We start from the raw sequence: 25,302 nt of genomic DNA, 5'->3' as shown, positions 1-25,302 counted from the left end.
AGTTTCGATGAGTCGGAGAACGACGCGGCTGCTGACAGCGGCGGCCGCGGCCCTGCTCGCGATCACGGTGGCGCAGGTTCCGTCGGCCGCCGCGGCCCCGGACGCCAAGCCGGCCAAGGCCGACGGCGCCGACAAGCCCTACCTGGGCTGGAGCAGCTGGAGCCTGGAGTCGACGAACTACCCCGGGGTGAACCCGACCGGCCCGGCCAGTTGGCTCAACGAAGCCAATGTCATGAAGCAGACCGACGTCGTGGCCAGCACGCTCAAGTCGCACGGTTACGAGTACGTCAACGTGGACGCGGGCTGGATGGGTGGCTTCGACAGCTACGCCCGGCCGCTGGCCAACGCCACCACCTTCCCACACGGCATGAAGTATCTCGGTGACTACATCCACCGCAAGGGTCTGAAGTTCGGCGCCTACCTGGCCGTCGGCCTGGACATCCGCGCCTACAACAACGGCAACACGCCGATCTACGGAGCCAAGGGCTGCTACACCCGCGACCTGGTCTACCCCGACCTGCGCACCACCAACGGCTGGAACAGCTCGTACAAGATCGACTTCAGCAACCCCTGCTCGCAGGCGTACACCAACTCCATCGCCAACGAGCTGGCCGGCTGGGGTGTCGACTTCCTGAAGCTGGACGGCGTCGGCCCGGGTTCCTTCCAGGGCGGGGCCAACTACGACAACACCAGCGACGTGCAGGCCTGGAACACCGCGCTGGCCAAGACCGGCCGCAGGATCCAGTTCGTCATCTCCTGGGGCCTGAGCCACCGCCAGGCCAGTGTCTGGAAGGCCAACTCCAACGGCGCCCGCGTCGAGACCGACGTCGAGTGCTACTGCGACACCATCGTCACCTGGAACAACTCGGTCAAGCAGCGCTTCACCGACGTGGTGCAGTGGATCCCCGACGCCGGCCCCGGCTACTGGAACAACCTGGACTCCCTCGACGTCGGCAACGGGCAGATGGACGGCATCACCGACGCCGAGCGCCAGAGCTACATGACCCTGTGGGCGATCGAGGCGGCCCCGCTCTACGCCGGCGACGACCTGACCAAGCTCGACTCCTACGGCCTTTCCCTGCTGACCAACGACGAAGTCATCGCGGTCGACCAGGCCGGCATCGCGGCCAAGCCGCTGAGCCAGTCCACCCAGCAGCAGACCTGGTACGCCCGCAACAAGGACGGCAGCTACACGGTGGCGCTGTTCAACCTGGGCGACGCCACCGCGACCGTCTCGGCCAACCTGGCCCAGTTGGGCATCACCGGCTCGGTCAAGGTGCGGGACCTGTGGAGCCGCAAGGATCTCGCCAACGCCTCGGGCACCATCTCCGCGCAGCTGCCCACCCACGGCTCGCAGCTGCTGAAGATCACCCCGACCGGCAAGGACAGCGCGCCGAACCCGCCCGGCGGCCTGCACGCCACCGCCGCGTCCGGCACCACCGCCGCCGGCAACAGCGTGACCCTGGCCTGGGATCCGTCCTACAGCGGCAGCACCGCCGCCAAGAGCTACGAGATCTACAACGGCACCACCCGCCTGCTGACCACCAGTGGCACCTCGGCGACCGTGGCCAGCCTGGCCGCGTCGAGCACGTTCGAATTCACCGTGGTGGCCGTGGGCAAGGACGGCAGGAAGTCCGCGCCCAGCACAACGTTCACGGTGTCCACGGCGGACAAGAACGGGTCGATCAACTACGAGGCCGAGGCCTCGGTGAACACGATCTCCGGCGGCGCGTCGGTCAACGACTGCGGCCCGTGCTCGGGCGGCAAGAAGGTCGGCAACCTCGGCGGCACCGGCGACCTGAGGTTCCCCAACGTCTGGGCCCCCAAGGACGGCACCTACCTGATGACGGTCTCCTATGTGGACGGTGACTCCGGCCGCACCGCCCAGGTGACGGTGAACGGCGTGCCGTTCCGCCTGCCGCTGGCCGGCAGCAACGACAACGACTGGAACACGCCGCAGACCGCGGTGGTGCCGATCACGCTCAAGGCCGGCGGCAGCAATGTGGTGGAGTTCAACGGCCCCACGCCGCAGGACTACGTGGCCGACATCGACAAGATCACCATCTGAGTTGAGAGGGGACATGCCGTGGTGACCGCGACACAGGAGACACTGGCGGTGGCGCCGGTCGCCACGGCACGTCGCCGACGCGTCCGGGGCGTCAAGCGGGGCCACCTGCCGATCGCCCTGATCATGATCACACCCGCCGTCGTCGGCTTCGCGGTGTTCTTCGCCTACCCGACGATCCAGGGCATCTACTACAGCTTCACCGACTTCCACGTGCTGTCCCCGCCCAACTGGGTCGGCCTGGACAACTTCCGCGAGCTGTTCGGCGACGACGTGTTCTGGCACTCCCTGTGGGTGACGGTCTACTTCGTGCTGCTGTCGGTGGTGTTCGGCATCCTGATCTCGCTGGTGACCGCGGTGATCATGCACCGGCTGACCAGGTCCACCCTGATCCGCGGCCTGATCCTGTTGCCGTTCCTGATCTCCGGCGTGGTCGCGGCGATGACCTGGTCCTGGATGATGGACCCGGGGCTGGGCGTCATCAACTCGCTGCTGGTCAAGATCACCGGACATCCGCTGCTGTTCTTCGGTGACAGCGCGCTGGCGGTGCCCTCGCTGGCCGCCATCAGCGTGTGGAAGTCCATGGGATACAACGCGATTCTCATCTTCGCCGGCCTGCAGACCATTCCCGCCACCATCTACGAGGCCGGCCGGGTCGACGGCGCCACCGAGTTCCAGATGTTCCGCCGGCTGACCGTGCCGCTGCTGCGCAACATCCTGGTGATGGTGGTGATCCTGACCGTGATCGGCTCCTTCCAGGTGTTCGACATCGTCCAGGTGACCACCAAGGGTGGCCCGGAGAACGCCTCGCTGGTGCTGCAGATGTACATCTACAACAAGGCTTTCACCCAGTTCGACTTCGGCTACGCGGCGACGATGTCGCTGGCCCTGTTCGTGATGCTGATCGCCATCACCTTCACCCAGCTCCGGATGACCCGCGCCAGCGAGTCCGACCTCAACTGAGAGGAGATGCGGTCGTGGCAACTCGTTCCGTCACCAACCGGCCCTCGGTCGGTCGGGCCCTGGCCTGGATCTACCTGGCCGTGATCATCCTGGTCACGCTGTTCCCGTTCTACTGGATCCTGCGCACCGCGCTGTCCAACAACTTCGCGCTGCACACCGACCCGTCCTCGCTGCTGCCGGTGGACTTCACCTGGGGCGCGTTCAAGCGGGCGCTCGGGCTGGCCTCGGTGGCCGAGGCCCAGGCCGAGGGCGGCTCCGGCGCCTCCCTGGACACCGCGCTGTACCTGCGCAACTCGCTGGTCTACGCCGGCGTGCAGACCGCGCTGGTGGTGTTCTGCTCGGCCACCGCCGCCTACGCCTTCTCCCGGCTGCGCTGGCGCGGCCGCGAGGTGGTGTTCTCGATCCTGCTGTGCGCGCTGATGGTGCCGGGCATCTTCACCCTGATCCCGAACTTCGTGCTGGTGAAGAACCTGGGCCTGACCAACACCTTCGCCGGCATGATCCTGCCCGGCGCGTTCTTCTCCGCGTTCAACATCTTCTTCCTGCGCCAGTTCATGCTCGGCCTGAGCAGCGAGGTGGAGGAGGCCGCGACCATCGACGGGGCCGGGCCGCTGCGGGTGTTCTTCCGCATCGTGCTGCCGATGTGCGCCGCGCCGATCGCCACGCTGTGCCTGCTGACGTTCATCAACACCTGGAACGACTACTTCTGGCCCCTGATGGTCACCACCGACGACACCGTGCGGCCGCTGACCCTGGCCCTGGCCGTGTTCAAGCAGTCCTCGCCCAACACGGCGGTGGACTGGGCCGGCCTGATGGCCGCCACCCTCATCGCCGCTTTGCCGATGCTGCTGCTGTTCGTGCTGTTCGGCCGGCGCATTGTCAACTCCATCGGGTTCACCGGGATCAAATGATGCGACACGACGACTTGGTGCTGTCCTGGCCGACGCCGGCGGCGGAGTGGATCGAGGCCGCGCCGGTCGGCAACGGCCGGCTGGGGGCCATGGTCTTCGGCGGTTCGGGCCGGACCCGCTTGCAGGTCAACGACTCCACGGTCTGGTCGGGCACCCCGCACGGACCGGCCGACAGCCTGGCCGACCTGATCACGCAGGGCGCGGGCCCGGAGCGACTGGCCGAGATGCGGGCCGCGATCCGCGCCGGCGACCACCGGACCGCCGAGCGGCTGCTGATGTCCTTCGAGGGCCCGTACAGCCAGGAGTTCCTGCCGTTCGCGGATCTCTGGCTGACGTTGGGGGAGGGCACGCTCCAGAGTCGGACCCTCAACCTGGACAACGGTGTCGCCCACGAGTTCCTGACCGTGGACGGCCACGAGGTGGAGCGTTCGGTGTGGGCCAGCCACCCGGCCGGTGTGCTCTGCGTGCACGTCGCCGGGCGCACGGATCTCAAGCTGGAGCTGGATTCCCCGCTCAAGGTCGTGCACCGGCTCCTGCGGGACAAGGGATTCCTGCTGGGCGTGGAGATCCCGGTCGACGGCGCGCCCGAGCACGAGCCGCAGGTGATCGAGCCGCTGCACTACGCCGGCGGCCCGGTCGACGACTACGACCCGTTCGGCGCGGTCGTGGTGCAGGTTGACACTGACGGCGAAGTGTCCATTTCGGACCAGACTCTGGTGATCACCGGCGCGACCGAGACTCTGATCGTGCTGGCCAGTTCCACGTCGGCACGGGACTTCTGGGACGGCGAGCCCGCTCGTACCCGCACTGAACACTTCGCGGCCGCCGAGGAACGGGTATCCGCGGCACTGGCCCAGGGCCCAGAGCAGTTGTTGCGGGAGCACGACGCCGACCTGCGGGCATTGTTGGGCGGCACCTCGCTGCGCATCGGCCGCCAGGTCAACGGCCCGATCGATGTGGCCGCCGACGTCTTGTCCGGACGGGACGAGCAGCTCACCGCGACCGTGATGTTCCAGTACGGCCGGTACCTGCTGGCGTCCTCGTCGCGGCCGGGCAGCGGCCCGCCGGCCAACCTCCAGGGCGTGTGGAACGCTGACCTGCGGCCGGCCTGGTCCTCCAACTACACCGTCAACATCAACACCGAGATGAACTACTGGCCGGCCGAGGTGACCGGGCTCGGCCAGTGCCACCTGCCGCTGATCGACCTGCTGGACAAGATGGCGGCCAACGGGACGACGGTCGCCCGCGAGCTCTACGGGGCGCGCGGCTGGGTCACCCACCACAACACCGACATGTGGGGCTGGGCGCTGCCGGTCGGCATGGGCCACGGCAACCCGTCGTGGGCGCTGTGGATGATGGGCGGCGCCTGGCTCGTGCAACACGCCTGGGACCACTACGAGTTCACCGGTGACACGGAGTTCCTGAGGAACCGGGCCTGGCCGCTGCTGCGCGGCTGCGCCTTGTTCGGCCTGGACTGGCTGGTGGAGGGGGAGGGCTGGCTCGACACCATCCCGTCCACCTCGCCGGAGAACCTGTTCATGGTCGACGGCCGGCCGGAGTCGCTGACCTATTCGTCCACTATGGACATAGCGCTGATCCGGGCGGTCTTCACGCGGTGCCTGGACGCGGCGCGCATCGCCGACATCGCTGACCCGGTCCTGGCCGAGATCGAGAAGGCGCTGCCGATGCTGCGCCCGCCGGCCGTCTCCGACGGCGGCTGGCTCCAGGAGTGGGTCACCGACCTGCCCGAGCACGACCCCAAGCACCGGCACATGTCCCAGCTGGTGACCGTGTACCCGTTGGGTCAGATCGACCCCGAGTCGACGCCGGAGCTGGCGCAGGCCGCGGTGAACCTGATGGACCGCCGGGGCAACGGCGCGATGGGCTGGTCGTGGGCGTGGAAGATCGCGCTGCGGGCCCGCCTCGGCGACGGCGAGACGGCGCGTTCCCTGCTGCTGGAGGCGACCCGCCCGCTGGGTTTCGACTGGGACGTCAACGCCCCGACCGACGGCTCGCAGTGGGGCGGCCTGCTACCCAACCTGTTCAGCTCGCACCCGCCGTTCCAGATCGACGGCAACTACGGTTTCCCGGCCGGCATCGCGGAAATGCTGGTGCAGAGCCACAACGACGTGATCCGCGTGTTGCCGGCGTTGCCGAGCAGCTGGCCCAGCGGCGCCCTCACCGGTGTGCGGCTGCGCGGTGGCCTGGCCGCCGACCTCACCTGGCGCGAAGGATCCCTGGCCGCCCTGAGCATCCGCCGGCTGAGCGGCGATCCACTTCGGACGGTCGTGGTCGACTACGCCGGCAAGCGCGAGGAGCTGTTCCTCGCGGTCGGCGAGGAGAGGCGGCTGGCGTGCTGAACGTCTGGGAGTACCGCAGCTCCTACAAGGAACCGGAAGACTTCGACGACTTCTGGACGTCCACCATCGCCGAGGCCCGACAGCACGAGCTGGCCCTGACGATCACGCCGGTCGAGACGCACCTGGTCACCGTCGAGGTGTTCGACGTGACCTTCCCCGGCTTCGGCGGCCACCCGATCCGCGCCTGGCTCCGACTTCCCAAGCATCGCAAGGGAAGGCTGCCGGCGGTGGTGCAGTTCCACGGCTACGCCAGCGGCCGTGGCGCGGCGGTGGAGGACCTGCTGTGGTCCTCGGCCGGCTACGCCCACCTGTTCATGGACGTCCGCGGCCAGGGTGGTGACTGGGCCAGTGGCGACACGCCCGACCCGGTCGGCAGCGGGCCGGCCTACCCGGGTTTTCTCACCCGGGGCATCGAGAACCGGGACGAGTACTTCTACCGCCGGGTCTACACCGACGCGGTGCGGGCCGTGGACACCGTGCGCAGCCTGGACTTCGTCGACCCGGAGCGGGTCGCGGTGATCGGCAACAGCCAGGGGGCCGGCATCGCGCTGGCCGCCGCCGGCCTGGTGCCCGACCTCACGGCCGCGCACTTCCAGGCCCCGTTCCTGGCCGACATCCAGCAGGCGACCCGGGTGGTGCGGACCTTCCCGTACGAGGAAATCACGAAGTACCTGGCGATTCACCGCAACAGCGTGGACCGCGTGTGGTCGACGCTGGCCTACTTCGACGGCATCGCCTTCGCCCGCCGGGCCGAGGCGCCGGCGTGGTTCTCGGCCGGCCAGCTCGACGACGTCGTGCCGGCGCAGGCGGTGTTCGGCGCCTATCACGAGTACTGGGGACCCAAGCAGATCCGGTTGTGGGAGCACAACGGGCACGAGGCAGGCGGCGCCGAGGACTCGGCGATCGCGCTGTCGGCGTTCGCCCGCACGCTCCACTCCGGACAGTCCCATCGAAACGAGGAATAGCCGATGTTGAAGAAGCTGCTCGCGGCCGCGCTGGCGACCGCGTCCGTCGTCGGACTGTCGGCCTGCGGCGGCTCCGGATCCGGATCGTCCACCGGCACGGTCAACTGGTGGACCTGGGACGACAAGCAGGCCGCGGCCTACCAGTCGTGCGCCACCGCCTTCGAGAAGGCCAATCCCGGCGTCACCGTGAAGATCTCGCAGTACGCGGTCGACTCCTACTTCACCAAGCTGACCGCGGGTTTCGTCGCCGGCAACGCGCCGGACGCGTTCCAGAACTCGGTGCAGTTCTTCCAGGCCTACGCCTCCCAGCACCAGCTGCTGCCGCTGGACGACCTGATCAGCAAGAACAACTTCGACCTGAAGAAGTTCTCGGTCGGCGTGGACGCGTGGAAGTTCACCGACGGCAAGCAGTACGCGCTGCCGCTGGACTGGGCCGCCTCGGCCATCTTCTACAGCGCCGACGCGCTGACCAAGGCCGGCTACACGCCGCAGGACGTCGCCAACCTGAACTGGAACCCGGACAACGGCGGCACCTTCGACAAGATGGTGGCCCACCTGACGGTCGACGGAGGAGGCAAGCGCGGCGACGAGCCCGGCTTCGACAAGAACCACGTCGCGACCTATGGCATGGGCCAGTTGGCGGCCAAGGACTTCATCGGCCAGACCACGTGGAACTCGTTCGTGTCGACCACTGGCTGGCGGCAGGGCGACAAGCCGCAGTGGCCGACCAAGTTCAACTACGACGACCCGACGTTCGGCAAGACCATGAAGTACATCAAGTCGCTGACCGACCGCGGCTTCGCGCCGAAGATCAACACGTTCAGCGCCGGTGAAGGCACCGCCACCATCAGCGACGTGGACCTGCTGGGCACCGGCAAGATCGCCATGGAGACCGCCGGCTCGTGGGAGGCGGCCACCTTCGCCAAGCTGCCCGGCGTCAAGGTGGGCATCGCGCCGACCGTGCTCGGCCCCGACGGCAAGACCCGCTCGGACATGTCCAACTCCAACGGCAACAACATCTGGGCCGGCACCAAGAACCCCGACCTGACCTGGAAGTGGGTCTCGTACATGGGATCGCAGGAGTGCCAGTCGCTGGCCGGCGCCTCCGGCTCGTTCTTCCCGTCCATCCCGGCCGCGATGGACTCGGCCGCGGCGGCGATGGCCAAGCAGGGCGTCGACCTGTCGGTGTTCACCAAGGCCCTCAAGGACGGCTCGCTCTACGGCGCGCCGGCCTACGCCAACGGCGCCGACCTCCAACAGACGCTGGAGCCGCTGTTCGAGGCGTACTTCAGCGGCAGCCGCGGCGACGACGTGTTCGCCGAGATGACGCAGAAGGCCAAGGACATCCTCAACAAGAAGAGCTGAACCGGTAGTTCGGTTGCTGGAGAGCGGGACTCGCGGGGTGAAGGGGGACGGGATGCGGTTCGCGCAGTTGCGGGCGGCGGGGGTCGGGTTCGTGGTGGACCTGGCGGCGCTGCCGGTGCCGGTGGTGGTGCACTGGGGGCGCGACCTGGGCGAGCTGGACGAGTCGGGGCTGGCGGCGCTGGCCTTCACCGGTGAGCCAGCAGTGCTGAACAACTCGGTGGACGTGCCGCGCCGGTGCTCGGTGTGGCCATCCGAAGCCGAGGGCTGGGCTGGCACGCCGGCCCTGTCCGGGCACCGCGACGGCGTGGCCACCACGCCCCGGCCGCGGCTGGTCGAGCACGCGCTGGCCGACAACCGGCTGGTGCTCGTCCTGGACGACGCGATCACCGGCCTGCGCATCACGTTGACCTACGAGATGGACGACAGCGGAGTGCTGTCGGCTCAAGCCGCGCTGGCGGCCTCGAAGCACTATGAGGTCGCCAGCGTTTCCACCCTGCTGCCGTTGCCGAGCCGGGCCTTGGAGGTCCTGGACTTCACCGGGAAGTGGTGCCGCGAGCGGTCGCCGCAGCGGACCCGGCTCGGCCACGGCGCGCACGTCCGCGAGTCCCGGCGCGGCAAGCCCGGCCAGGACTCGGCGTTCCTGATGACCGTCGGCGTGCCCGGGTACGGCTTCGGCGACGGCGAGGTGTGGGCCCTGCACGTGGCGTGGAGCGGTGATCAGCGCTACGTGGCCGAGCAGCTGCCGGAGACGCCGCCGGTGCTCGGCGGCGGCGAACTGCTGCGGGCGGGCGAGGTCCGCCTTGGTCCCGGTGAGCGCTACGAAACGCCGATCTCGTTGTTCGCCTGGTCCGATGAGGGTCTGGACGGGCTGGCCGCCCGGTGGCACGCGTTGCAGCGCAAGAAGGTCCGCCCGCCACGGCCGCTGGTGCTCAACACGTGGGAAGCCGTCTACTTCAACCACGACTTGGACCGACTCCAGGCGTTGGCCGACGCGGCGGCCAAGGTCGGAGTGGAGCGGGTCGTGCTCGACGACGGCTGGTTCCGCGGCCGCCGCGACGACACCGCCGGCCTCGGCGACTGGCAGGTCGACACCACGGTGTGGCCGCACGGCCTCACTCCGTTCGTGGACCACGTCAAGGGTCTGGGCATGCAGTTCGGGCTGTGGTTCGAGCCGGAGATGGTGAACCTGGACTCGGACCTGGCCCGCCGGCATCCCGAGTGGATCCTGGGCGTGCCGGGGGAGCCCGGCCCGCCGTCGCGCAACCAGTACGTGGTCGACCTGTCGAACCCGGACGCCTGGGCGTATCTGCTGACGTCCATCGACGATCTCGTCTCGGAGTACGGGATCGACTACATCAAGTGGGATCACAACCGCGACCTGCACGAGGCGGTCACGCACGACGGGCGACCGGCCGTGCACAACCAGACCCTGGCCCTGTACCGGCTGATCGACGAGCTCAAGCGCCGGCACCCGGCCTTGGAGATCGAGTCCTGCGCCAGCGGCGGCGGCCGGGTCGACCTCGGGATTCTGGCCCGCACCGACCGGGTCTGGGCCTCGGACTGCAACGACCCCGTTGAGCGGCAGTCGATCCAGCGCTGGACCGCGCAGCTGCTGCCGCCCGAGCTGATCGGCTCGCACGTCGGCCCGGAACGTAGCCATACGACCAGTCGGCGCGCCGACGTCTCGTTCCGGTTGGCCACGGCCCTGTTCGGCCACGCCGGCATCGAGCAGGACCTGACCGCGTGCTCGCCGGCGGAGATCGACCGGCTGACGGCGTGGGCGGCGCTCTACAAGGAGTTCCGACCCTTGCTGCATTCGGGGCGGATGGTGCGGGCCGACCTTCCTGACGACGGCGGACTTTTTTTCCACGGTGTCATTTCTATCGAGCAAGGATTGTTCTGCCTGGCCCGGATTTCCACCTCGCCTGCGGGACAATCGTGGCGGGTCCGGCTGCCCGGCCTGTCGCGGGGGCGTGACTACCGGCTGCGGATCCGAGGCGACCTCGGACTCCCGTCGATGCGCCAGGTCAGGGCCCCGGAGTGGGTCACGGCGGCGCTGGACGGCTGGGTGCGCGTGCCGGGCGCGGTGCTGGTCGACGCGGGCGTGGCGATGCCTGCGCTCGATCCCGGTCAGGCGCTACTCTTGGAGGTAATCGTAGATCGTGCATGATCCACCAGATCCGGTATTGTATTCCGGGGAGGTTGTGGTGCGGGTGAATGAGACTGGTGGTCCCCGGCTGTCGGCGCTCAAGGGCCGACAGGTGCTCGCGGACGGCGTCTATGAGCAGATCCGGACGCTGATCATGAACGATGGCATCGCCCCGGGCGATCGGGTGAACATCGACGAGGTGGCGCGCGAGCTCGACGTGTCCGGCACGCCGGTGCGGGAGGCGTTGGCCCGGCTGGAGTCCGAGGGCCTGGTGGTGCGGCTGCCGCTGCGGGGCTACCGCGTCACCGAGTTGCTGTCCAAGGCCGAGGTGGAGGACATCTACGGGCTGCGGCTGATGCTGGAGCCGCCGAGCGCGGCGAGGGCGGCGTCGGTGATGACCGACGAGTGGGCCGCCGCGCTGGAGGCCGAGATGGCCAGCTGCCCGGTCGCGCCGGAGGACGACAACTACGAGGACTACAAGGCGCTGTCGGCGCACGACGCCCGGCTGCACGAGCTGATCCTGCACATCGCCGGCAACTCCGCGGTCGAGCAGGCCTTCGAGCGCACGCACTGCCACCTGCACTTCTTTCGGTTGGCCTACAACCAGACCTCGGGCGTGGCGGCGCTGTCCGAGCACCGCGAGCTGGTGGACGCCCTGGTGTCGGGCAAGCCGTCGCTGGCCCGCAAGGCCATGACCAACCACCTGGAGACCGCCCGGGACCGGCTGACCGTTCGGATGTGAACGTCAACGGCGGGACGCTCGCAGGTTCCTGACAAGTTCCTGACACGCATGGGAAAGCCTGCGCATCCATGCGACGAAGGATTGTGATCGCGGGTCTGACCGCGGGCGCGGTGCTGGCCGGCACGGCCGTGGCCGCCGCCGCGCCGGAGCCGGCGGACCAGTCGGTGGTGGTCCTGCTCAAGGACGCCAAGCACGGGGCGGGTCTGCTTCCGCAGCAGGTCAAGGACCTTGCGCTCGGCAACGGGTTCGCGGTCAAGGTGACCGAGGCCCAGCAGCACGCGCTGGCCGCCAATCCCGATGTGGCGGCGGTGATCCCGGACGTTCGGGTGACTCTGCACGGCGAGTCCGCCGGGCCGCCGCACGTCGACGCGGTGGGCCAAGTTGGTGACGCGAAGAACCTCTGCCCGGCCGACCCGGCCAAGCCCCAACTCGAGCCCGAGGCGCTGAACTCCATCCACGCCCAGACCGACGCGACCGGCAAGGGCGTGAAGGTCGCCTACATCGCCGATGGCATCGACCGGGACAACGCCGACTTCACCCGGGCCGACGGCAGCAAAGCCATCGTGGACGTCAAGGACTTCACCGGACGCCCGGCCGATCAGCCCACGCAAGGCGAGGAAGCGTTCGGCGACGCCTCCTCCATCGGCGCGCAGGGCCTGGTCTCGCACGACATCTCCACGTTCGTGAACCCGGCGCACCCGCTGCCGGCCGGCTGCACGATCCGGATCAAAGGCGTGGCCCCCGACGCGGACATCGTCGCGCTCGACGCCTTCGACAGCCCCAACACCACCACGATCTCCAGCGTCCTACAGGCCATCGACTACGCCGTCAACGTGGCCCATGTCAACGTGCTCAACGAGTCCTTCGGCCTCTACGACTTCACCACCACCAGCACCCGGGACGCGGTGGAGCTGTTCAACGACCAGGCGGTGGCTCGTGGCGTCACGGTGGTCACCGCGTCCGGTGACGGCGGCGCGACGAACACCCTGAACAGCCCCGGCGCCGACCCGAAGGTGATCAATGTCGGCGCGTCCACCGACTACCGGCTGTGGGCGCAGACCGGCGCCGACGGCTACGGCCTGGGCAAGGGCGGCTGGCTCGACGACAACATCTCCTCGCTGTCGTCGACCGGCATCAGCCAAGCCGGCGGGACCATCGACGTGACCGCGCCGGGGGAGAAGAACTGGGCCGCCTGCACGGCTTCCGCGCTGTACCGGGGGTGCGTGGACAAGTCCGGCAAACCGGCGTCCGTGCTGCCGTTCGGCGGCACCAGCGAGGCCGCCCCGCTGACCTCCGGCGCGGCGGCGCTGGTGATCCAGGAGTACCGGCAGGCGCACGGCGGCGCGTCGCCGACCCCGCAGCAGGTCAAGCAGATCATCACCGGCTCGGCCCGTGACCTCGGGGTGCCGGTGCAGTACGAGGGCGCCGGCCTGCTCGACGTGCACGCCGCCGTGGACCTCGCTCGTGGCACCAATGGAATCCTGTTGTCCACCAACCAGATTTCCCACGACGGCCAGCCGGGATCGAGCCGTGACGACCAGATCGACGTTTCGAATCCCGGCGGCAAGCCGATCGTCGTGCACGCGGCGACGCGGCACTACGTCGACCGCGGGCCGTCGGCGGAGCACGATATCGCGCTGGATCCCAAGACCGCGCCGACCTTCCGCAGCGACGGTGGTGCGACCATGGCCTACGCGAGCACAACCTTCACCGTTGATCCGGGCACCGATGTGGTGGCCGTCAACGCGGCCTGGCCGGGGTCCTCGGTCGACGGCCAGGACGTGCCGATCACGTTGTTCGACCCGCTGGGACGGATGGCGTTGAACAGCTATCCCGAGGGCCACGGCCAATCGGCCAACTACGCCAACCTGGTCGTGCGCCAGCCGACGCCCGGCACCTGGACCGCCGTTGCCGCCACCGACACCTCGGCGGCGTTCAGCGGGACCGTGCGGGTCAGCGTCCGCCAGCAGTCCGCAGCCCCGGTCGGCAAGGTCTGGCCGGCTGACTTCGTGTTGCTGCCGGGGCAGCACAAGTCCGTCACCGTGACGAGCACTTTCCCGACCACTACCGGGGATTCCGCCAACGCCGTCACGTTCACCACGCCGGCGGGCACCACCGCGGTCGCCGACATCCTGCGCAGCGTGGTTCCTTTGGTCGGTGGCAAGGGTTCCTTCGCTGGGACGATCACCGGCGGCAACGGCCGGGCGTTCGATCCGGCAGAGAGCTTCACCTACGCCTTCGACGTGCCGGCCGGCACGCCGGGCCTGAACGTGGCCGTTTCCCTGGCCAAGCCAGGGAATGTGCTCACCGGCGCGCTGATCGACCCCAACGGCGAGACGCCGAGCGTCGGCACCAACCACTCCTCGCTCGACGATCCGGCGAAGATCGAGCCGGCGCTGAGCCTGAGCGTGGCCAACCCGCTGCCGGGCCGATGGCGCTTCGTGCTGGCGGCTCAGAATCCGGTCGCCGGCGATCTGGAGACACCGTTCACCGGGGCGATCTCGCTGCACTCCGGGCTGACCGTGACCAGTGATCTGCCCAGCGGGGCAACGATTCCCGGCGGGAAGCCGACCACGGCCCACGTGACGGTGACGAACACCAGCCCACAGACCGTCTACGTGCAGACCGACGCCCGAACCCCCGAGGTGCAGGACGTTTCCCTCGCTGGTCGGGTGGGGCCCGGCAACCCGACCGGGCCGACGGTGCACCTTCCCATGCAGGGCTTCGTTTCCCCGTCCTACCTGGTGCCACCGCAGACGTCGGCGGTGACGATCACCAGCACCGCCTCGGTGCCGGCGCAGGTGGAGCTGGCGTCGGTCGGCACCATCGGGCCATGGGGCGCGGTCGACGCGGTCGGCGACCTGAAGTCGGCCCAGGCCGGCAACACCACTTCCACGGCAACGGTTTCCGAGCAGCACGGCTACGTCGGCCAAGGCGACTGGCTGGCCTCGCTGACCGAGATCGGGCCGTTCGGGCCGGCCGGTGTGCCCAAGGCCCAGGGCACGCTCGCCGTCACGGCCAAGACCCTCGGCTTCGACACCACGGTCACCTCGCCGACCGGCGACCCGTACACGGCGTCGACCAACGCCGCCTACGACGGCGGCAAGCCGTTGGCCATCGCGCCGGGGGCGTCGGCGACGATACCCGTGACGATCACGCCGAACGCCGCCGCCGGCACCGTCGTCACCGGCACGCTGAACATCGTTTCCCCTGGTGACGGCACGGAACTCGGCCGAGTCGTGTTGGAGCCGGTGCCGCTGTCGGGCGACGTGTTCGCCTCGGTTCCGTACCGGTACACGGTCGGCTGACCGGCATGGGGGCCATCGCGTGCGCGACGCATGGCCCCCATGCTTTCTCCGCATACTGCCCGGCCGTCGTTGACCGGATTCGTGGCGCAGCGCCACTGTTGTTGGCATGACTGAATATCGCCACTACCGCGGCGGCGAGTGGGCTCCCCACACCGCGACCTTCGAAGTCCACGAGCCCTACACCGGCGAGGTGTTCGCCACCGTCGCCGCGTGCGACCAGAACGACGCCTATCTGGCCGTTCAGGCCGCGGCCGAGGCGTTCCCGGCGTGGGCGGCGTTGTCGGCCGAGGCCAAGGCGACCCTGTTCCTGCGGGCCGCGGACGTCGTGGAGAAGCGGCGTGACGAGATATCGCGGATGCTGGCCCGGGAGACGGGCTGCACCATCTTCTTCGCCAACTTCCAGCAGGACCTGGTTAAGCAGGAGCTGCGGCAGGCCGCCAACTGGGTGTATCTGCCCAAGGGGGAGATTCTTCAGTCCAACATCCCCGGCACCTACTCCACGGCCGTGCGCCGCCCGCTCGGTGTGGTCGCCAGCTTCACGCCGTGGAACGGCGCGAATGTCCTGGCCTGGCGGGCGGTTCTGTCGCCGCTGGCCGCCGGCAACACCGTGGTGGTCAAACCGTCCGAGCTGGCCCCGGTGTCGGCCGGCCTGATCGTGGCCGAAGTCGTTGCCGAGGCCGGGTTTCCGGCCGGCGTGGTGAACGTCGTGACGCACGCGCCGGGCGAGGCCAAGGCCATCGCCGACGAGTTCTTCGAGAACCCCGAGGTGCGGTGCATCAACTTCATCGGCAGCGTGCGCACCGCCCGCATGCTGTCCGAGCGGGCCGGCCGGGCGCTGAAACGGACCGTCATGGAACTCGGCGGCTACAACCCGATGATCGTGCTCGACGACGTCGATCTCGACTACGCGGTGCGGGTCGGCGCCTTCAGCGCGTTCTTCCACCAGGGCCAGATCTGCATGAACGCGCGGAAGATCCTGGTGCAGCGCGGCATCTTCGACGAGTTCGTGGCGCGGCTGGCCGAGAAGGCCCGGTCGCTGCCGCTCGGCGACCCGCAGGACCCGGCGACCGTCATCGGCCCGTTGATCACGCCGGACGCCGTGGCCACGGTGCATGAGCGGATCCAGGAGGCGGTGTCCGCCGGGGCGCGGATCGTGACCGGCGGCCAGAACCACGGGCCGGTCTTCGAACCCACGATCCTGGTCGACGTGCCCGCCTCCTGCACGATGTCGTACGAGGAGACGTTCGGGCCGGTGGTGATCGTGCAGCCGTTCGACGACGTCGACGAGGCCATCGAGGTCGCCAACACGCCGCTGTACGGCCTGACCTCGGCCATCCTCACCGCTGACACCTTCCGCGGTCTCGAACTGGCCGAGCGGATCAAGTCCGGGGCCGTGCACGTCAACATCCCCACCATCGACGACGAGATCCAGGCCCCGATCGGCGGCGTGCGGGACAGTGGCTGGGGCCGAACCGGTCCGTACAGTCTGGCCGACTTCACCGACCTGATCTGGGTGAACGCGCAGAGCGGCCAGCGCCACCTGCCCATCGGCTAAGCTGCCGCCATGACTTCCCCGGAGGCGGACAGACAGTAGCGGCCCAGCCGCTGTTGTCCTGTACCCACACGCCTCCGGAGAGGTTTCTTGCTTCCCCTACCTGTATTTGTGCTGGCCGCTGCCGTTTTCGTCCAGGGCACGGTGCTTTTGCCGCGCGTTCCGCGCGGGGCGAGGCCGCTCGTGACCGGTGCCTCGCCCTTGCTGCATTTCGACCGCCGCATCGGCTCAGTCGTGGGTTGCGCAGGGTAGCGGCGATCGAAATGCAGCAACCGTGCGAAGCACCGGCGCGGCCTCGCGACTCTTTGCCTTACTACAACAGGTTTTGCTGCTGGGCACGCGGGTGATCGCCGCCGTCGCCAACGCCGGATTCCTGGCTGTGGCGCTGGCGTCGTTGCCTTCGTTGGTGCTGCCGGCGTTGCTGGACCGGGCCACGTCGGTGATCCTCGCCGGTGTGACCGTGGCCTGCATCGTCGGCGTGCCGGCCGGCACCGTCCTCGGTCAGCAATTCGGTTGGCACGCCACGTTGTGGGCCGTCGCCGCGGTCACGGCCGGCTGTGCTTTGTTTCCCTTGCGGGTTGGGGGATCTGCGGGCGTCGGCTCGGTCTGGCCGGAATGGCGGAGTGTGAGGTGTTTCCGGCTGATCCTGGTCGGCGTGTTCGTCAACGCGGCGACCTTCGCCGGGTTCACCTATCTCGGCGTCTTCGCGTCCGGGTTCGGCGATGTGTGGGTTCCCGTTGCGCTGGCGCTGTTCGGCCTCGGGTCGTTCGTCGGCGTGCCGGCGGCCGGCCGGGGATGGATCCGCTTCGGGCCGGCGGTGTTGGCCCTGGTGTGGCTGGCCGCGCTGGTCGCGTCGGCCAGCCCATTGGGCCAGCTCGTGGCCGCTTTCGTTTGCGGCGCTTGTTCTTTTGGCGTCGGAGCCACGCTGATCGGGGCGATCGTGCGGACGGCCTCGGGCACAGCGCCCCGCATCGCCGGCGCGCTGGCGACGACGGCGTTCAACGTCGGTGCCGTGGCCGGGCCAGCGCTGGCCGGTCTGGCCGTGGGCCAGGCCTTCCTGGTCAGCGCCGGATTCGCGGTGGCGGCGGCCGTGGTCAGACGGCGCGGAACTTGGTGATGGCCTCGCGCGGGTCGCCGGACTTCACCAGCGCCTCGCCGACCAGCACCACGTCAGCGCCCTGCCGGTGATACGCGGCGACGTCGTCGGGTCCGGCCACGCCGGACTCGGCGACCCGCACCGCGCCGGCCGGGATCAGCGGGGCCAGCCGGCCGAACACCGACTGGTCGACGGCCAGCGTGGTCAGGTCGCGGGCGTTGATGCCGATGACCTGCGCGCCGATCTCGGCGGCGCGGGCCACCTCCTCCTCGGTGTGCGCCTCGACCAGTGGCGTCAGGCCCAGCTCACGGGCCAGCCCGTACAGCTCACCGAGCTGGTCGCCCGCCAGGGAGACGACCATCAGCAGCGCGAGGTCGGCGCCGTGCGCCCTGGCCTCCCACAGCTGATACGGCGTGACGATGAAGTCCTTGCGCAGCAAGGGGACCGACACCTCGGCGCGGACCGCGTCGAGATCGGCCAGGGAGCCGCCGAAGCGGCGCTGCTCGGTGAGCACGCTGATCGCCGCCGCGCCGCCGGCCGCGTACTCGGCGGCCAGCTTGGCCGGGTCGGGGATGTCGGCGAGCGCGCCCTTGCTCGGGCTGCGGCGCTTCACCTCGGCGATGATCGACACGCCGTCCGCGCGGAAGCCCGGCAGCGGGTCGCGCGCGGGCGGTGTGTCGGCGACCCGCGACCGCAGCTCGGCCAGCGGCACCTCGCTCTGGCGCTGGGCCAGGTCCGCCAGCACGCCGTCCAGGATTCCGTCGAGCACCGTCGTCATGCCGCCGAGCCTATCGGTTGACGCCGGCCTCGTCGCTATCTAAACTGAACGTACAGTTCACTTAAGGAGGCTGGGATGAGGACCTGGTTCGTCACCGGGGCGTCCCGCGGGTTCGGGTTCGAGATCGCCCGGCAGGCCCTGGAGCTGGGCGACAACGTGGTGGCGACGGCCCGCCGGCCCGGGGCGATCGCCTCGGCGCTGCCCTCGGAGCGGCTGCTCGCGCTACCGCTGGACGTGTCCGACGAGGACGCGGCCCGGCGGGCGGTGGAGGCCGCCGTGGACCGGTTCGGCCGCGTCGACGTGCTGGTCAACAACGCCGGCCGGGGGCTGCTCGGGGCCGTGGAGGAGGCGGCCGACGCCGAGGTCCGGGCCGTGTACGAGACCAACGTGTTCGGGCTGCTGGCCGTCACCCGGGCGGTGCTGCCGGTGCTGCGCCGGCAGCGGGCCGGCCACGTGATCAACATCAGCTCGGTCGGCGGCTTCAGCGGCAGCACCGGCTGGGGCATCTACAACTCGACCAAGTTCGCCGTCGAGGGCCTGAGCGAGGCGCTGCGGCTGGAGCTGGCGCCGCTCGGCGTGCACGTGACCATCGTCGAGCCCGGCATGTTCCGCACCGACTTCCTCGACGACAGCTCGCTGCACTCGACGGCCACGGCCATCGAGGACTACCACGGCACCGCCGGGCAGACCCGGCAGCGTCCGGCTACCTTCAACCATCAGCAGCAGGGCGACCCGGCCAAGGCTGCGGCGGCGATCATCACCATCGCGTCGGCCGAGAAGCCGCCGCTGCGCGTGCAGCTCGGCGCCGACTGCGTGGCCCGCGTCGAGGCCAAGCTGGCGCACGTCGCCGACGAGCTCGCGCAGTGGCGTGACCTGGCTCTTTCCACCGCATTCGAGGAGCAGTGATGACGTATCTGATCGGCGGCGACCTCGCCGTGAACCGGCTCGGCTACGGCGCGATGCAGCTGACCGGGTCCGGCGTGTGGGGCGACCCCGCCGACCCCGCCGAGGCCGTGCGGGTGCTGCGGCGGGCCGTCGAGCTCGGCGTGAACCTGATCGACACCGCCGACTCGTACGGACCTTTCGTGGCCGACCGGTTCATCCGGGAGGCGCTGCACCCGTACCCGGCGGACCTGGTGATCGCCACCAAGGTCGGCTTCACTCGGGGCGGGCCCGGCGTGTGGACCGCGCTCGGCCGGCCCGAATACCTGCGGCAGCAGGCCGAGCTGAACCTGCGGCACCTCGGGGTGGAGCGGATCGACCTGCTGCAGCTGCACCGGATCGACCCGAACGTGCCGGTGGAGGACCAGCTCGGCGAGCTCGTCGCGTTGCAGAAGGAGGGCAAGGTCCGGCACATCGGGCTGTCCGAGGTGAGCGTGGCCCAGCTGGCCGCCGCGCGGGAGATCACCCCCATCGCCACCGTGCAGAACTCGTACAACCTGGTGCACCGCTCGCACGAGGACGTGCTGGACTACGCCGAGGCCAACGGAATCGGCTTCATCCCGTTCTTCCCGCTGGCCACCGGCAATCTCGCCCGCCCCGGCAGCCCGCTCGCCGAGGCCGCCGAGGCCCACCAGGCCACCCCGTCGCAGCTGGCGCTGGCCTGGCTGCTGCGGCGGTCGCCGGTCATGCTGCCCATTCCCGGCACCTCCAAGGTCGCGCACCTGGAGGAGAACATGGCCGGCGGGCAGATTTCGTTGTCCGACGAGGAGTTCGCGGCGGTCTCCGCGTGACTCGTGTCAACCCCCGTAGTGTCCGCGCGCACAACGACGTGCTCGCGGCCACTATGGCCCTGCTCGACGAGGGTGGCCTGCCCGCCGCCACCGTGGATGCCATCAGCGCCCGGTCCGGCGTGTCCAAGGCCACCATCTACAAGCACTGGCCCAACCGCACCGCCGTCGCCGCCGAAGCCTTCGGCCTCCGCATGGCCGACGCCATTCCCTTGCCCGACACCGGCAACGCCCGCGACGACCTCGCCGAACAGGTCCGCCGCGTCAGCGCGTTCTACGCCGGCCACTCCGGCCGCGTGTTCGCCCAACTCCTCGCCGCCACCGTCGCCGACCCCGAGGCCGCCCCGTACTTCCGCGAGTTCTTCCTCGACGGCCGCCGCCAGGCGATCGGCGTGCTGTGGGACCGGGCCCTGGCTCGGGCGGAGGTCCGTTCCTCGGTGTCCGTGGAGACGGCCATCGACTTGTTGTTCGGACCGCTGATCTTCCGGTTGTTGAGCGGACATGCCCCCCTCACCGCCGCCGAGGCCGACGCCCTCTCCGCCGCCGCTCTCACCGGTCTACTGCCCAACACCTAGCGGCAGAAGCGCAGGGCGGTGGCGGTCAGGGTTTCGGCGCAGCGCACGGTGTCGGCGATGCTGACCCATTCGACGTCGGCATGAGCGCCGTCTCCCGAAGGACCGAACAGCACGGTGGGGATGCCGGCGGCGGAGATGAAGGCGGAGTCGGCCCAGTAGCTGACGCCGGTGATCTCAGCCCCGCTGACCTCGGCCAGCACGGCGACGATGGCGTTGTCGTCGGCGGTCTCGAAGGGCTCCCGGGACAGGGTCGTGCGCTGGCTGGCGACGAGGGAAGGGTCGTCGGCCCGGCAGGAGGCCAGCAACTCCTCGATGTCCCGTTCGACGTCGGCGACGGACTCGCCGGGCAGGGTGCGGCGCTCGATGGTGAGGACGCACCGGTCCGGCACAGTGGACTCCTCCCGGCCACCGCTGATCAGCGAGGCGTGCAGGGTGCCCGGCCCGAGCCGGGGGTGCTCACGGCGGCGCAGCGCGATGCCCAGGCGGTCGAGGGCGATGAGGACGGGGCCGGTGCGCATGATGGCGTCGACGCCGAGCTCGGGGCGGGAGCCGTGCGCGGCCTGGCCGACGACCTCGATCTCGGTCCAGACGAAACCCTTGTGCGCCACGGCAACCGTGGACTCGGTGGGCTCACAGACGATGGCGGCGTCGGCGCTGAGGACGGACAGCACTTCCTGCACGCCGAGGCTGGCATATTCCTCGTCGGCGACGCAGGCGACGACGACCTCGCCGACCAGTGACTCCACGTTGGCGTCCCGGCAGGCGACCAGCGCGGCGGCGAGACCGGCCTTCATGTCGTAGGAGCCACGTCCGAACAGGCGGTCACCGTCCACATGGGACTGATCGGTCGACTGTCCGAAGCCGACGGTGTCCAGGTGCCCGCACAGCATCAGTCGCCGACCGGGGCGGCCCTGGGTGGTGCGGACGATCACGCTGGGGCGACCGGGGGTGCCCTCCAGCACCTCGACGGCCAGCCCGGCCTGAAGGGCCCACGAGGCGACGAAGTCGGCGATCTCCCGTTCGCCGGCCGCGCCGGGCACCAGTGAAGGGTTGACGGAATCGATGTCCACCAACTGCTTCAGCAACTCGTCGACGGTCACTGGTGACGTCCTTCCGTGCACACCAACACGATGGAACCGTCGGACGGAACGTCCAGGGCGTGCCGTGCGGCGCGGACGCCGGCCAGGGTGGCGGCGCCGGAGGGGCCGGCGTTCACGCCGAGCTCCCGGAGATCGTCGACGGCCTGCCGGGTTTGCTCGTCCGTGACGGCCACGGCGGCGTCGAGACCGGCCAACAGGTCGGGAAATGCCGTGCTGGAAGGGGTTCCGCAGTTCAACCCGGCCATCACGGTGTCCGAAGTGTCGATGGTGACCAGCTTGCCGGCGTCCAAACTGGACAGAACGCACGGCGCGGCGGCGGGTTCGACGCCCAGCAGCGAAACGGCGCCGGGAGTGCTGCGGTAGTGCCGAACCGCGGCCTGGGCAAAGGATCCGACGCCCATCGGCACGGCGAGCAGCGTTGGCTGTTCGGTGATCTCCCGGAACAGCGTCGAATAACCGTCGACGATCGCGGCCGGGATGGCCTCGTAACCGTCCCAAGCCGTGTCCTGCACCAGGATTCCGTCCACGCCGGCGGCAGCACGACACGCCTCGTCGTAGGTGCCGTCGATGCGGACGACTTCGGCCCCCTCGCCGCGAATGGCGTCCACGGCGTGCTGCCCGACGTGGGCCGGCACGAACACGGTGGCCGACACCCCGAGGAGCCGGGCGAAGTGGGCGACGGCGCGGCCATGGTTGCCGTCGGTGGCGGTGACCAGCCGAATTCCGCGCCCGGCGACGAGCGCCCGCAGGCCGTCGAGGGTGGCGGGGCCGTCCGGGTCGAAGCCGACCAGCGCCTGCCGGATGCCCCACGACGCGCCGAGCACCTTGAACGCCGGCAGTCCGAGCCGCGTCGACTCGTCCTTCACCAGCACCCGGCCGACCCCGAACTCGGCCGCGAGCTTCGGCACGTCGATCAGCGGCGTCGGGGCGTAGCCGGGCAGCGTGCGATGGAAGTCCCACGGCTGGTCCGGGGCCGGTGAGCAGCGCCAGTGCCGGGCCTCGGGGCGTCGGTAGACGGTCATGAGCCCAGTGTGCCGGGCCGTGACCGTGAAGGAAAAGCGCGCGTTCGTGGCGTATAACGTCCATGTTCTCTTACCATTGGCCGGTGTTCGACCTGCACCGGCTGCGGCTGCTCAAGGAGCTGCACAACCGCGGCACGCTCGCCGCCGTCGCCAGCGCGCTCGGCTACAGCAGCTCAGCCGTGTCGCAGCAGCTGGCGCTGCTGGAGAAGGAGGCCGGTGCCCCGCTGCTCGAACGCGTCGGCCGCGGCGTGCGGCTCACCCCACAGGCGCTGATCCTGGTCGGCCACGCCGAGGCCGTGCTCAACCGCTTGGAGCAGGCCGAAGCCGAGATCGAGGCCTCGCTGACCGCCCCCGGCGGCGTCGTCCGGGTCGCCGCCTTCCAGACCGCGATGCTCACGCTGATGCCACCACTGCTGGATCTGCTTGCGCGCCGCGCACCCGGGCTGCGCCTTGACGCCGTCCAACACGAGCCCGACCACGCGCTGTCCGTGCTCACCGCCGGCGGCTGCGACCTCGTGCTGGCCGAGGAGTACGCCGGCCATCCGCTGCCCCGGCCGGCCGGTCTCGACCGGGTCGAACTCGGCATCGACCGGATGCGCCTGGCCGTGCCGCCCGGCCTGCCCAGCCGGCTGGCTCAGCTCGCCGACCAGCGCTGGATCCTGGAGCCGGCCGACACCGAGAGCGGCCGCTGGGCCCGGGCCCTGTGCCGGAAGCAGGGTTTCGAACCCGACGTCGCCTTCCACTCCACCGACATCGTCACGCACATCCGCCTCGTCGAGACCGGCCACGCCGTCGCCATCCTGCCCGACCTGCTCTGGCCCGACGGCCCGCCGCCCGGCCCCGAACTCGGCCACCGCCGGATCTACACGTGCGCACGGGAAGGCACGCAGCGACGGCCCGGCCTGGTCGCGGTCCGGGAGGGACTGCGCGAGGTCTACTCGAAGCGGGTCGGGTCGCCGGCGCCGTAGCGGACGATCTCGGGCGTGCCGTCGGAGAAGTCGATCACGGTGGTCGGCTCGGTGCCGCACTCGCCGGAGTCGATGACGGCGTCCACGACGTGGTCGAGGCGTTCCTTGATCTCCCAGCCCTGGGTCATCGGCTCCTCCTGGTCGGGCAGCAGAAGGGTGCTGGAGACCAGCGGCTCGCCGAGCTCGGCGAGCAGGCTCTGGGCCACGACGTGGTCGGGGATGCGCACGCCGACGGTCTTCTTCTTGGGGTGCATGAGGCGCCGGGGCACCTCCTTGGTCGCCGGCAGGATGAACGTGTAGCTGCCGGGGGTGCTGGCCTTGATCGCCCGGAACACCGCGTTGTCCACGATCACCAGCTGTCCGAGCTGGGCGAAGTCCCGGCACACCAGGGTGAAGTGGTGCCGGTCGTCGAGGTGCCGGATGGAGCGGATCCGATCCAGGCCGTCGCGGTTGCCGAGCTGGCAGCCCAGGGCGAAGCAGGAGTCGGTGGGATAGGCGATCAGCCCGTCCTCGCGCAGGATGTCGATCACCTGCCCGATGGAACGCCGCTGCGGGTTCGCCGGGTGCACATCGAAGTACCGGGCCATGGCCATGATCCTAGGTGGGCCGGGGCGACTCCCGCTCAGCGGACCACGCCAGACGCAGCGCGAGCACGTCCGTCCCGACCGGACTGTCCTGTGTGACAAGGCCTTCGACCGACCAGGGACCGCGCAGCCGGGCGAGCATGGCCCGCAGCGCGACGGCGGCCTGGCGGCGGGCCAGGTGCGCGCCGAGGCAGAAGTGGATGCCGTGCCCGAACGACAGGTGGGGGTTGGGCGATCGGCGCACGTCGAACGTGTCCGGCGCGGGGAAGACGGCGGGGTCGCGGTTGGCGGCGGAGATCGCGACGATGATCCGCTGCCCGGCGGCGAAGGGCTGGCCGCCGAGCATGCCGGCCCGTGTGCTGAACCGGTCAGTACCGCCGGCGGGCGGCCTGAACCGCAGCACTTCCTCGATCGCCGACGGCACGAGATCGGGTTCGGCTCGCAAGGCGGCCAGCTGCGACGGATGCTCGGCCAGGCACAGCACGGCGTTGACCAGCAGCGTCTTGGTCGTCTCGTGGCCGTTGATCAGCAGCAGTGAAGCCAGGTTGACGATTTCGTCGGTGGTCAGGCCGCTCTCGCGCAAGGTGGCGACGATGCCGTCGGATGCCGGCACGGTGGCCAGGTAGTCACGGAGTTCGGCGACGGCCGCGGTGAAGGCCGGCCGGGCCTCGGGCTGGCCGAAGAACGAGGTGATGGCGTCGGTCCAGCGTATGAAGGCGGCCTTGCCCGCACTCGACACGCCCAGCAATGCGGCCAGGGTCTCGATCGGCAGCGGATAGGCGAACTCTTCGATGAAGTCGGACGAGGGCGTCAGGCGGTCGAGCAGTCGGGCGGCGCACGCCTCGATGGCCGGGGTCAGGGAGTCCACGGTCCGTGGCGTGAAGGCCTGGCTGACCATGCGCCGCAGCTCGTGGTGTCGTGGCGGATCCATCGCGGACATGCTGTGCAGCACGGGATTGTCGCGGTGCGGGACGTCGCTCGCGCTGTGGCGGATCTCGTCCGACGAGAACACGTCGTGCGTGGTGAGCACCTCGTCGACGAGGGCGTGGCTGGTGACGAACATGCCGGA

20 protein-coding genes are annotated in these 25,302 nt (G+C 69.8%); 15 read left to right on the top strand and 5 right to left on the bottom strand.

Annotated elements, in window-relative coordinates:
- Nucleotides 1-7: 7 nt before the first annotated feature.
- The 11 genes from JJ691_RS25320 (at nucleotide 8) to JJ691_RS25270 (ending at nucleotide 17,497) form a co-directional block, all read left to right on the top strand.
- Entirely contained in the window at nucleotides 8-2,068 is a 2,061-nt protein-coding gene (locus JJ691_RS25320) for a fibronectin type III domain-containing protein (protein WP_211771195.1), read from the top strand.
- Nucleotides 2,069-2,089: 21 nt separating this feature from the next.
- On the top strand, nucleotides 2,090-3,028 hold the full coding sequence (locus JJ691_RS25315) for a carbohydrate ABC transporter permease (protein ID WP_211771194.1): 939 nt from the start codon (nucleotides 2,090-2,092) through the stop codon (nucleotides 3,026-3,028).
- A 14-nt stretch (nucleotides 3,029-3,042) separates the two neighbouring features.
- A complete protein-coding gene (locus JJ691_RS25310) occupies nucleotides 3,043-3,939 on the top strand; it encodes a carbohydrate ABC transporter permease (protein WP_211771193.1) in 897 nt (298 codons plus the stop codon).
- Nucleotides 3,939-6,299: a glycoside hydrolase family 95 protein gene (locus JJ691_RS25305; RefSeq protein WP_211771192.1), complete on the top strand. Its 2,361-nt coding sequence runs from the start codon at nucleotides 3,939-3,941 to the stop codon at nucleotides 6,297-6,299. The genes JJ691_RS25310 and JJ691_RS25305 overlap by 1 nt, the downstream gene beginning before the upstream one ends.
- Nucleotides 6,293-7,264 carry an acetylxylan esterase gene (locus JJ691_RS25300; protein WP_211771191.1) on the top strand — a complete coding sequence of 324 codons (972 nt, stop codon included), beginning with the start codon at nucleotides 6,293-6,295 and terminating at the stop codon, nucleotides 7,262-7,264. Before JJ691_RS25305 ends, JJ691_RS25300 begins: the two co-directional genes overlap by 7 nt.
- A 3-nt stretch (nucleotides 7,265-7,267) precedes the next feature.
- The gene (locus JJ691_RS25295; protein ID WP_211771190.1) at nucleotides 7,268-8,629 is read left to right on the top strand and encodes an ABC transporter substrate-binding protein; all 1,362 of its coding nucleotides are present in this window, start codon (nucleotides 7,268-7,270) and stop codon (nucleotides 8,627-8,629) included.
- A 52-nt stretch (nucleotides 8,630-8,681) separates the two neighbouring features.
- A complete protein-coding gene (locus JJ691_RS25290; protein WP_211771189.1) occupies nucleotides 8,682-10,799 on the top strand; it encodes an alpha-galactosidase in 2,118 nt (705 codons plus the stop codon).
- Between the two features lie 43 nt (nucleotides 10,800-10,842).
- Nucleotides 10,843-11,520 (top strand): GntR family transcriptional regulator, encoded by a 678-nt coding sequence (locus JJ691_RS25285; protein ID WP_211771188.1) that lies wholly within the window; start codon nucleotides 10,843-10,845, stop codon nucleotides 11,518-11,520.
- Nucleotides 11,521-11,588: 68 nt separating this feature from the next.
- Entirely contained in the window at nucleotides 11,589-14,828 is a 3,240-nt protein-coding gene (locus JJ691_RS25280) for a S8 family peptidase (RefSeq protein WP_211771187.1), read from the top strand.
- A gap of 106 nt (nucleotides 14,829-14,934) precedes the next feature.
- Complete coding sequence (locus JJ691_RS25275; protein ID WP_211771186.1) at nucleotides 14,935-16,383, top strand: aldehyde dehydrogenase family protein; 1,449 nt, start codon at nucleotides 14,935-14,937, stop codon at nucleotides 16,381-16,383.
- A 271-nt stretch (nucleotides 16,384-16,654) separates the two neighbouring features.
- Nucleotides 16,655-17,497, top strand: coding sequence for an MFS transporter (locus JJ691_RS25270; RefSeq protein ID WP_211771185.1), 843 nt, complete (start codon nucleotides 16,655-16,657; stop codon nucleotides 17,495-17,497).
- Here JJ691_RS25270 and trpC read toward each other — a convergent pair.
- Entirely contained in the window at nucleotides 17,475-18,254 is a 780-nt protein-coding gene (gene trpC / locus JJ691_RS25265) for an indole-3-glycerol phosphate synthase TrpC (RefSeq protein WP_211771184.1), read from the bottom strand. The two genes, JJ691_RS25270 and trpC, sit on opposite strands and share 23 nt — an antisense overlap.
- Before the next feature lie 75 nt (nucleotides 18,255-18,329).
- Here trpC and JJ691_RS25260 point away from each other — a divergent pair, with 75 nt between their 5' ends.
- Genes JJ691_RS25260 through JJ691_RS25250 form a run of 3 tightly spaced genes read left to right on the top strand, consistent with a single transcriptional unit; the run spans nucleotide 18,330 to nucleotide 20,559 of the window.
- Nucleotides 18,330-19,160 carry an oxidoreductase gene (locus JJ691_RS25260; protein ID WP_211771183.1) on the top strand — a complete coding sequence of 277 codons (831 nt, stop codon included), beginning with the start codon at nucleotides 18,330-18,332 and terminating at the stop codon, nucleotides 19,158-19,160.
- Nucleotides 19,160-19,987 carry an aldo/keto reductase gene (locus tag JJ691_RS25255; RefSeq protein ID WP_211771182.1) on the top strand — a complete coding sequence of 276 codons (828 nt, stop codon included), beginning with the start codon at nucleotides 19,160-19,162 and terminating at the stop codon, nucleotides 19,985-19,987. Before JJ691_RS25260 ends, JJ691_RS25255 begins: the two co-directional genes overlap by 1 nt.
- Nucleotides 19,984-20,559: a TetR/AcrR family transcriptional regulator gene (locus JJ691_RS25250; protein ID WP_211771181.1), complete on the top strand. Its 576-nt coding sequence runs from the start codon at nucleotides 19,984-19,986 to the stop codon at nucleotides 20,557-20,559. Before JJ691_RS25255 ends, JJ691_RS25250 begins: the two co-directional genes overlap by 4 nt.
- Here the strand turns inward: JJ691_RS25250 and JJ691_RS25245 are convergent.
- Complete coding sequence (locus JJ691_RS25245; protein ID WP_211771180.1) at nucleotides 20,556-21,659, bottom strand: M20/M25/M40 family metallo-hydrolase; 1,104 nt, start codon at nucleotides 21,657-21,659, stop codon at nucleotides 20,556-20,558. The two genes, JJ691_RS25250 and JJ691_RS25245, sit on opposite strands and share 4 nt — an antisense overlap.
- Complete coding sequence (locus tag JJ691_RS25240) at nucleotides 21,656-22,681, bottom strand: pyridoxal-phosphate dependent enzyme (RefSeq protein ID WP_211771179.1); 1,026 nt, start codon at nucleotides 22,679-22,681, stop codon at nucleotides 21,656-21,658. The genes JJ691_RS25245 and JJ691_RS25240 overlap by 4 nt, the downstream gene beginning before the upstream one ends.
- Before the next feature lie 83 nt (nucleotides 22,682-22,764).
- Here JJ691_RS25240 and JJ691_RS25235 point away from each other — a divergent pair, with 83 nt between their 5' ends.
- Complete coding sequence (locus JJ691_RS25235) at nucleotides 22,765-23,649, top strand: LysR family transcriptional regulator (protein WP_211771178.1); 885 nt, start codon at nucleotides 22,765-22,767, stop codon at nucleotides 23,647-23,649.
- Here JJ691_RS25235 and JJ691_RS25230 read toward each other — a convergent pair.
- The gene (locus tag JJ691_RS25230) at nucleotides 23,616-24,236 is read right to left on the bottom strand and encodes an L-threonylcarbamoyladenylate synthase (RefSeq protein WP_211771177.1); all 621 of its coding nucleotides are present in this window, start codon (nucleotides 24,234-24,236) and stop codon (nucleotides 23,616-23,618) included. The two genes, JJ691_RS25235 and JJ691_RS25230, sit on opposite strands and share 34 nt — an antisense overlap.
- A gap of 10 nt (nucleotides 24,237-24,246) precedes the next feature.
- On the bottom strand, nucleotides 24,247-25,296 hold the full coding sequence (locus JJ691_RS25225) for a cytochrome P450 (protein WP_211771176.1): 1,050 nt from the start codon (nucleotides 25,294-25,296) through the stop codon (nucleotides 24,247-24,249).
- Nucleotides 25,297-25,302: the final 6 nt, after the last annotated feature.

It is taken from the genome of Kutzneria sp. CA-103260 (genome assembly GCF_018263855.1).
Taxonomy (GTDB): Bacteria; Actinomycetota; Actinomycetes; order Mycobacteriales; family Pseudonocardiaceae; genus Kutzneria.
The sequence above is the reverse complement of the archived record's forward strand: the minus strand, read 5'-3'. Positions and strand labels throughout refer to the sequence as shown.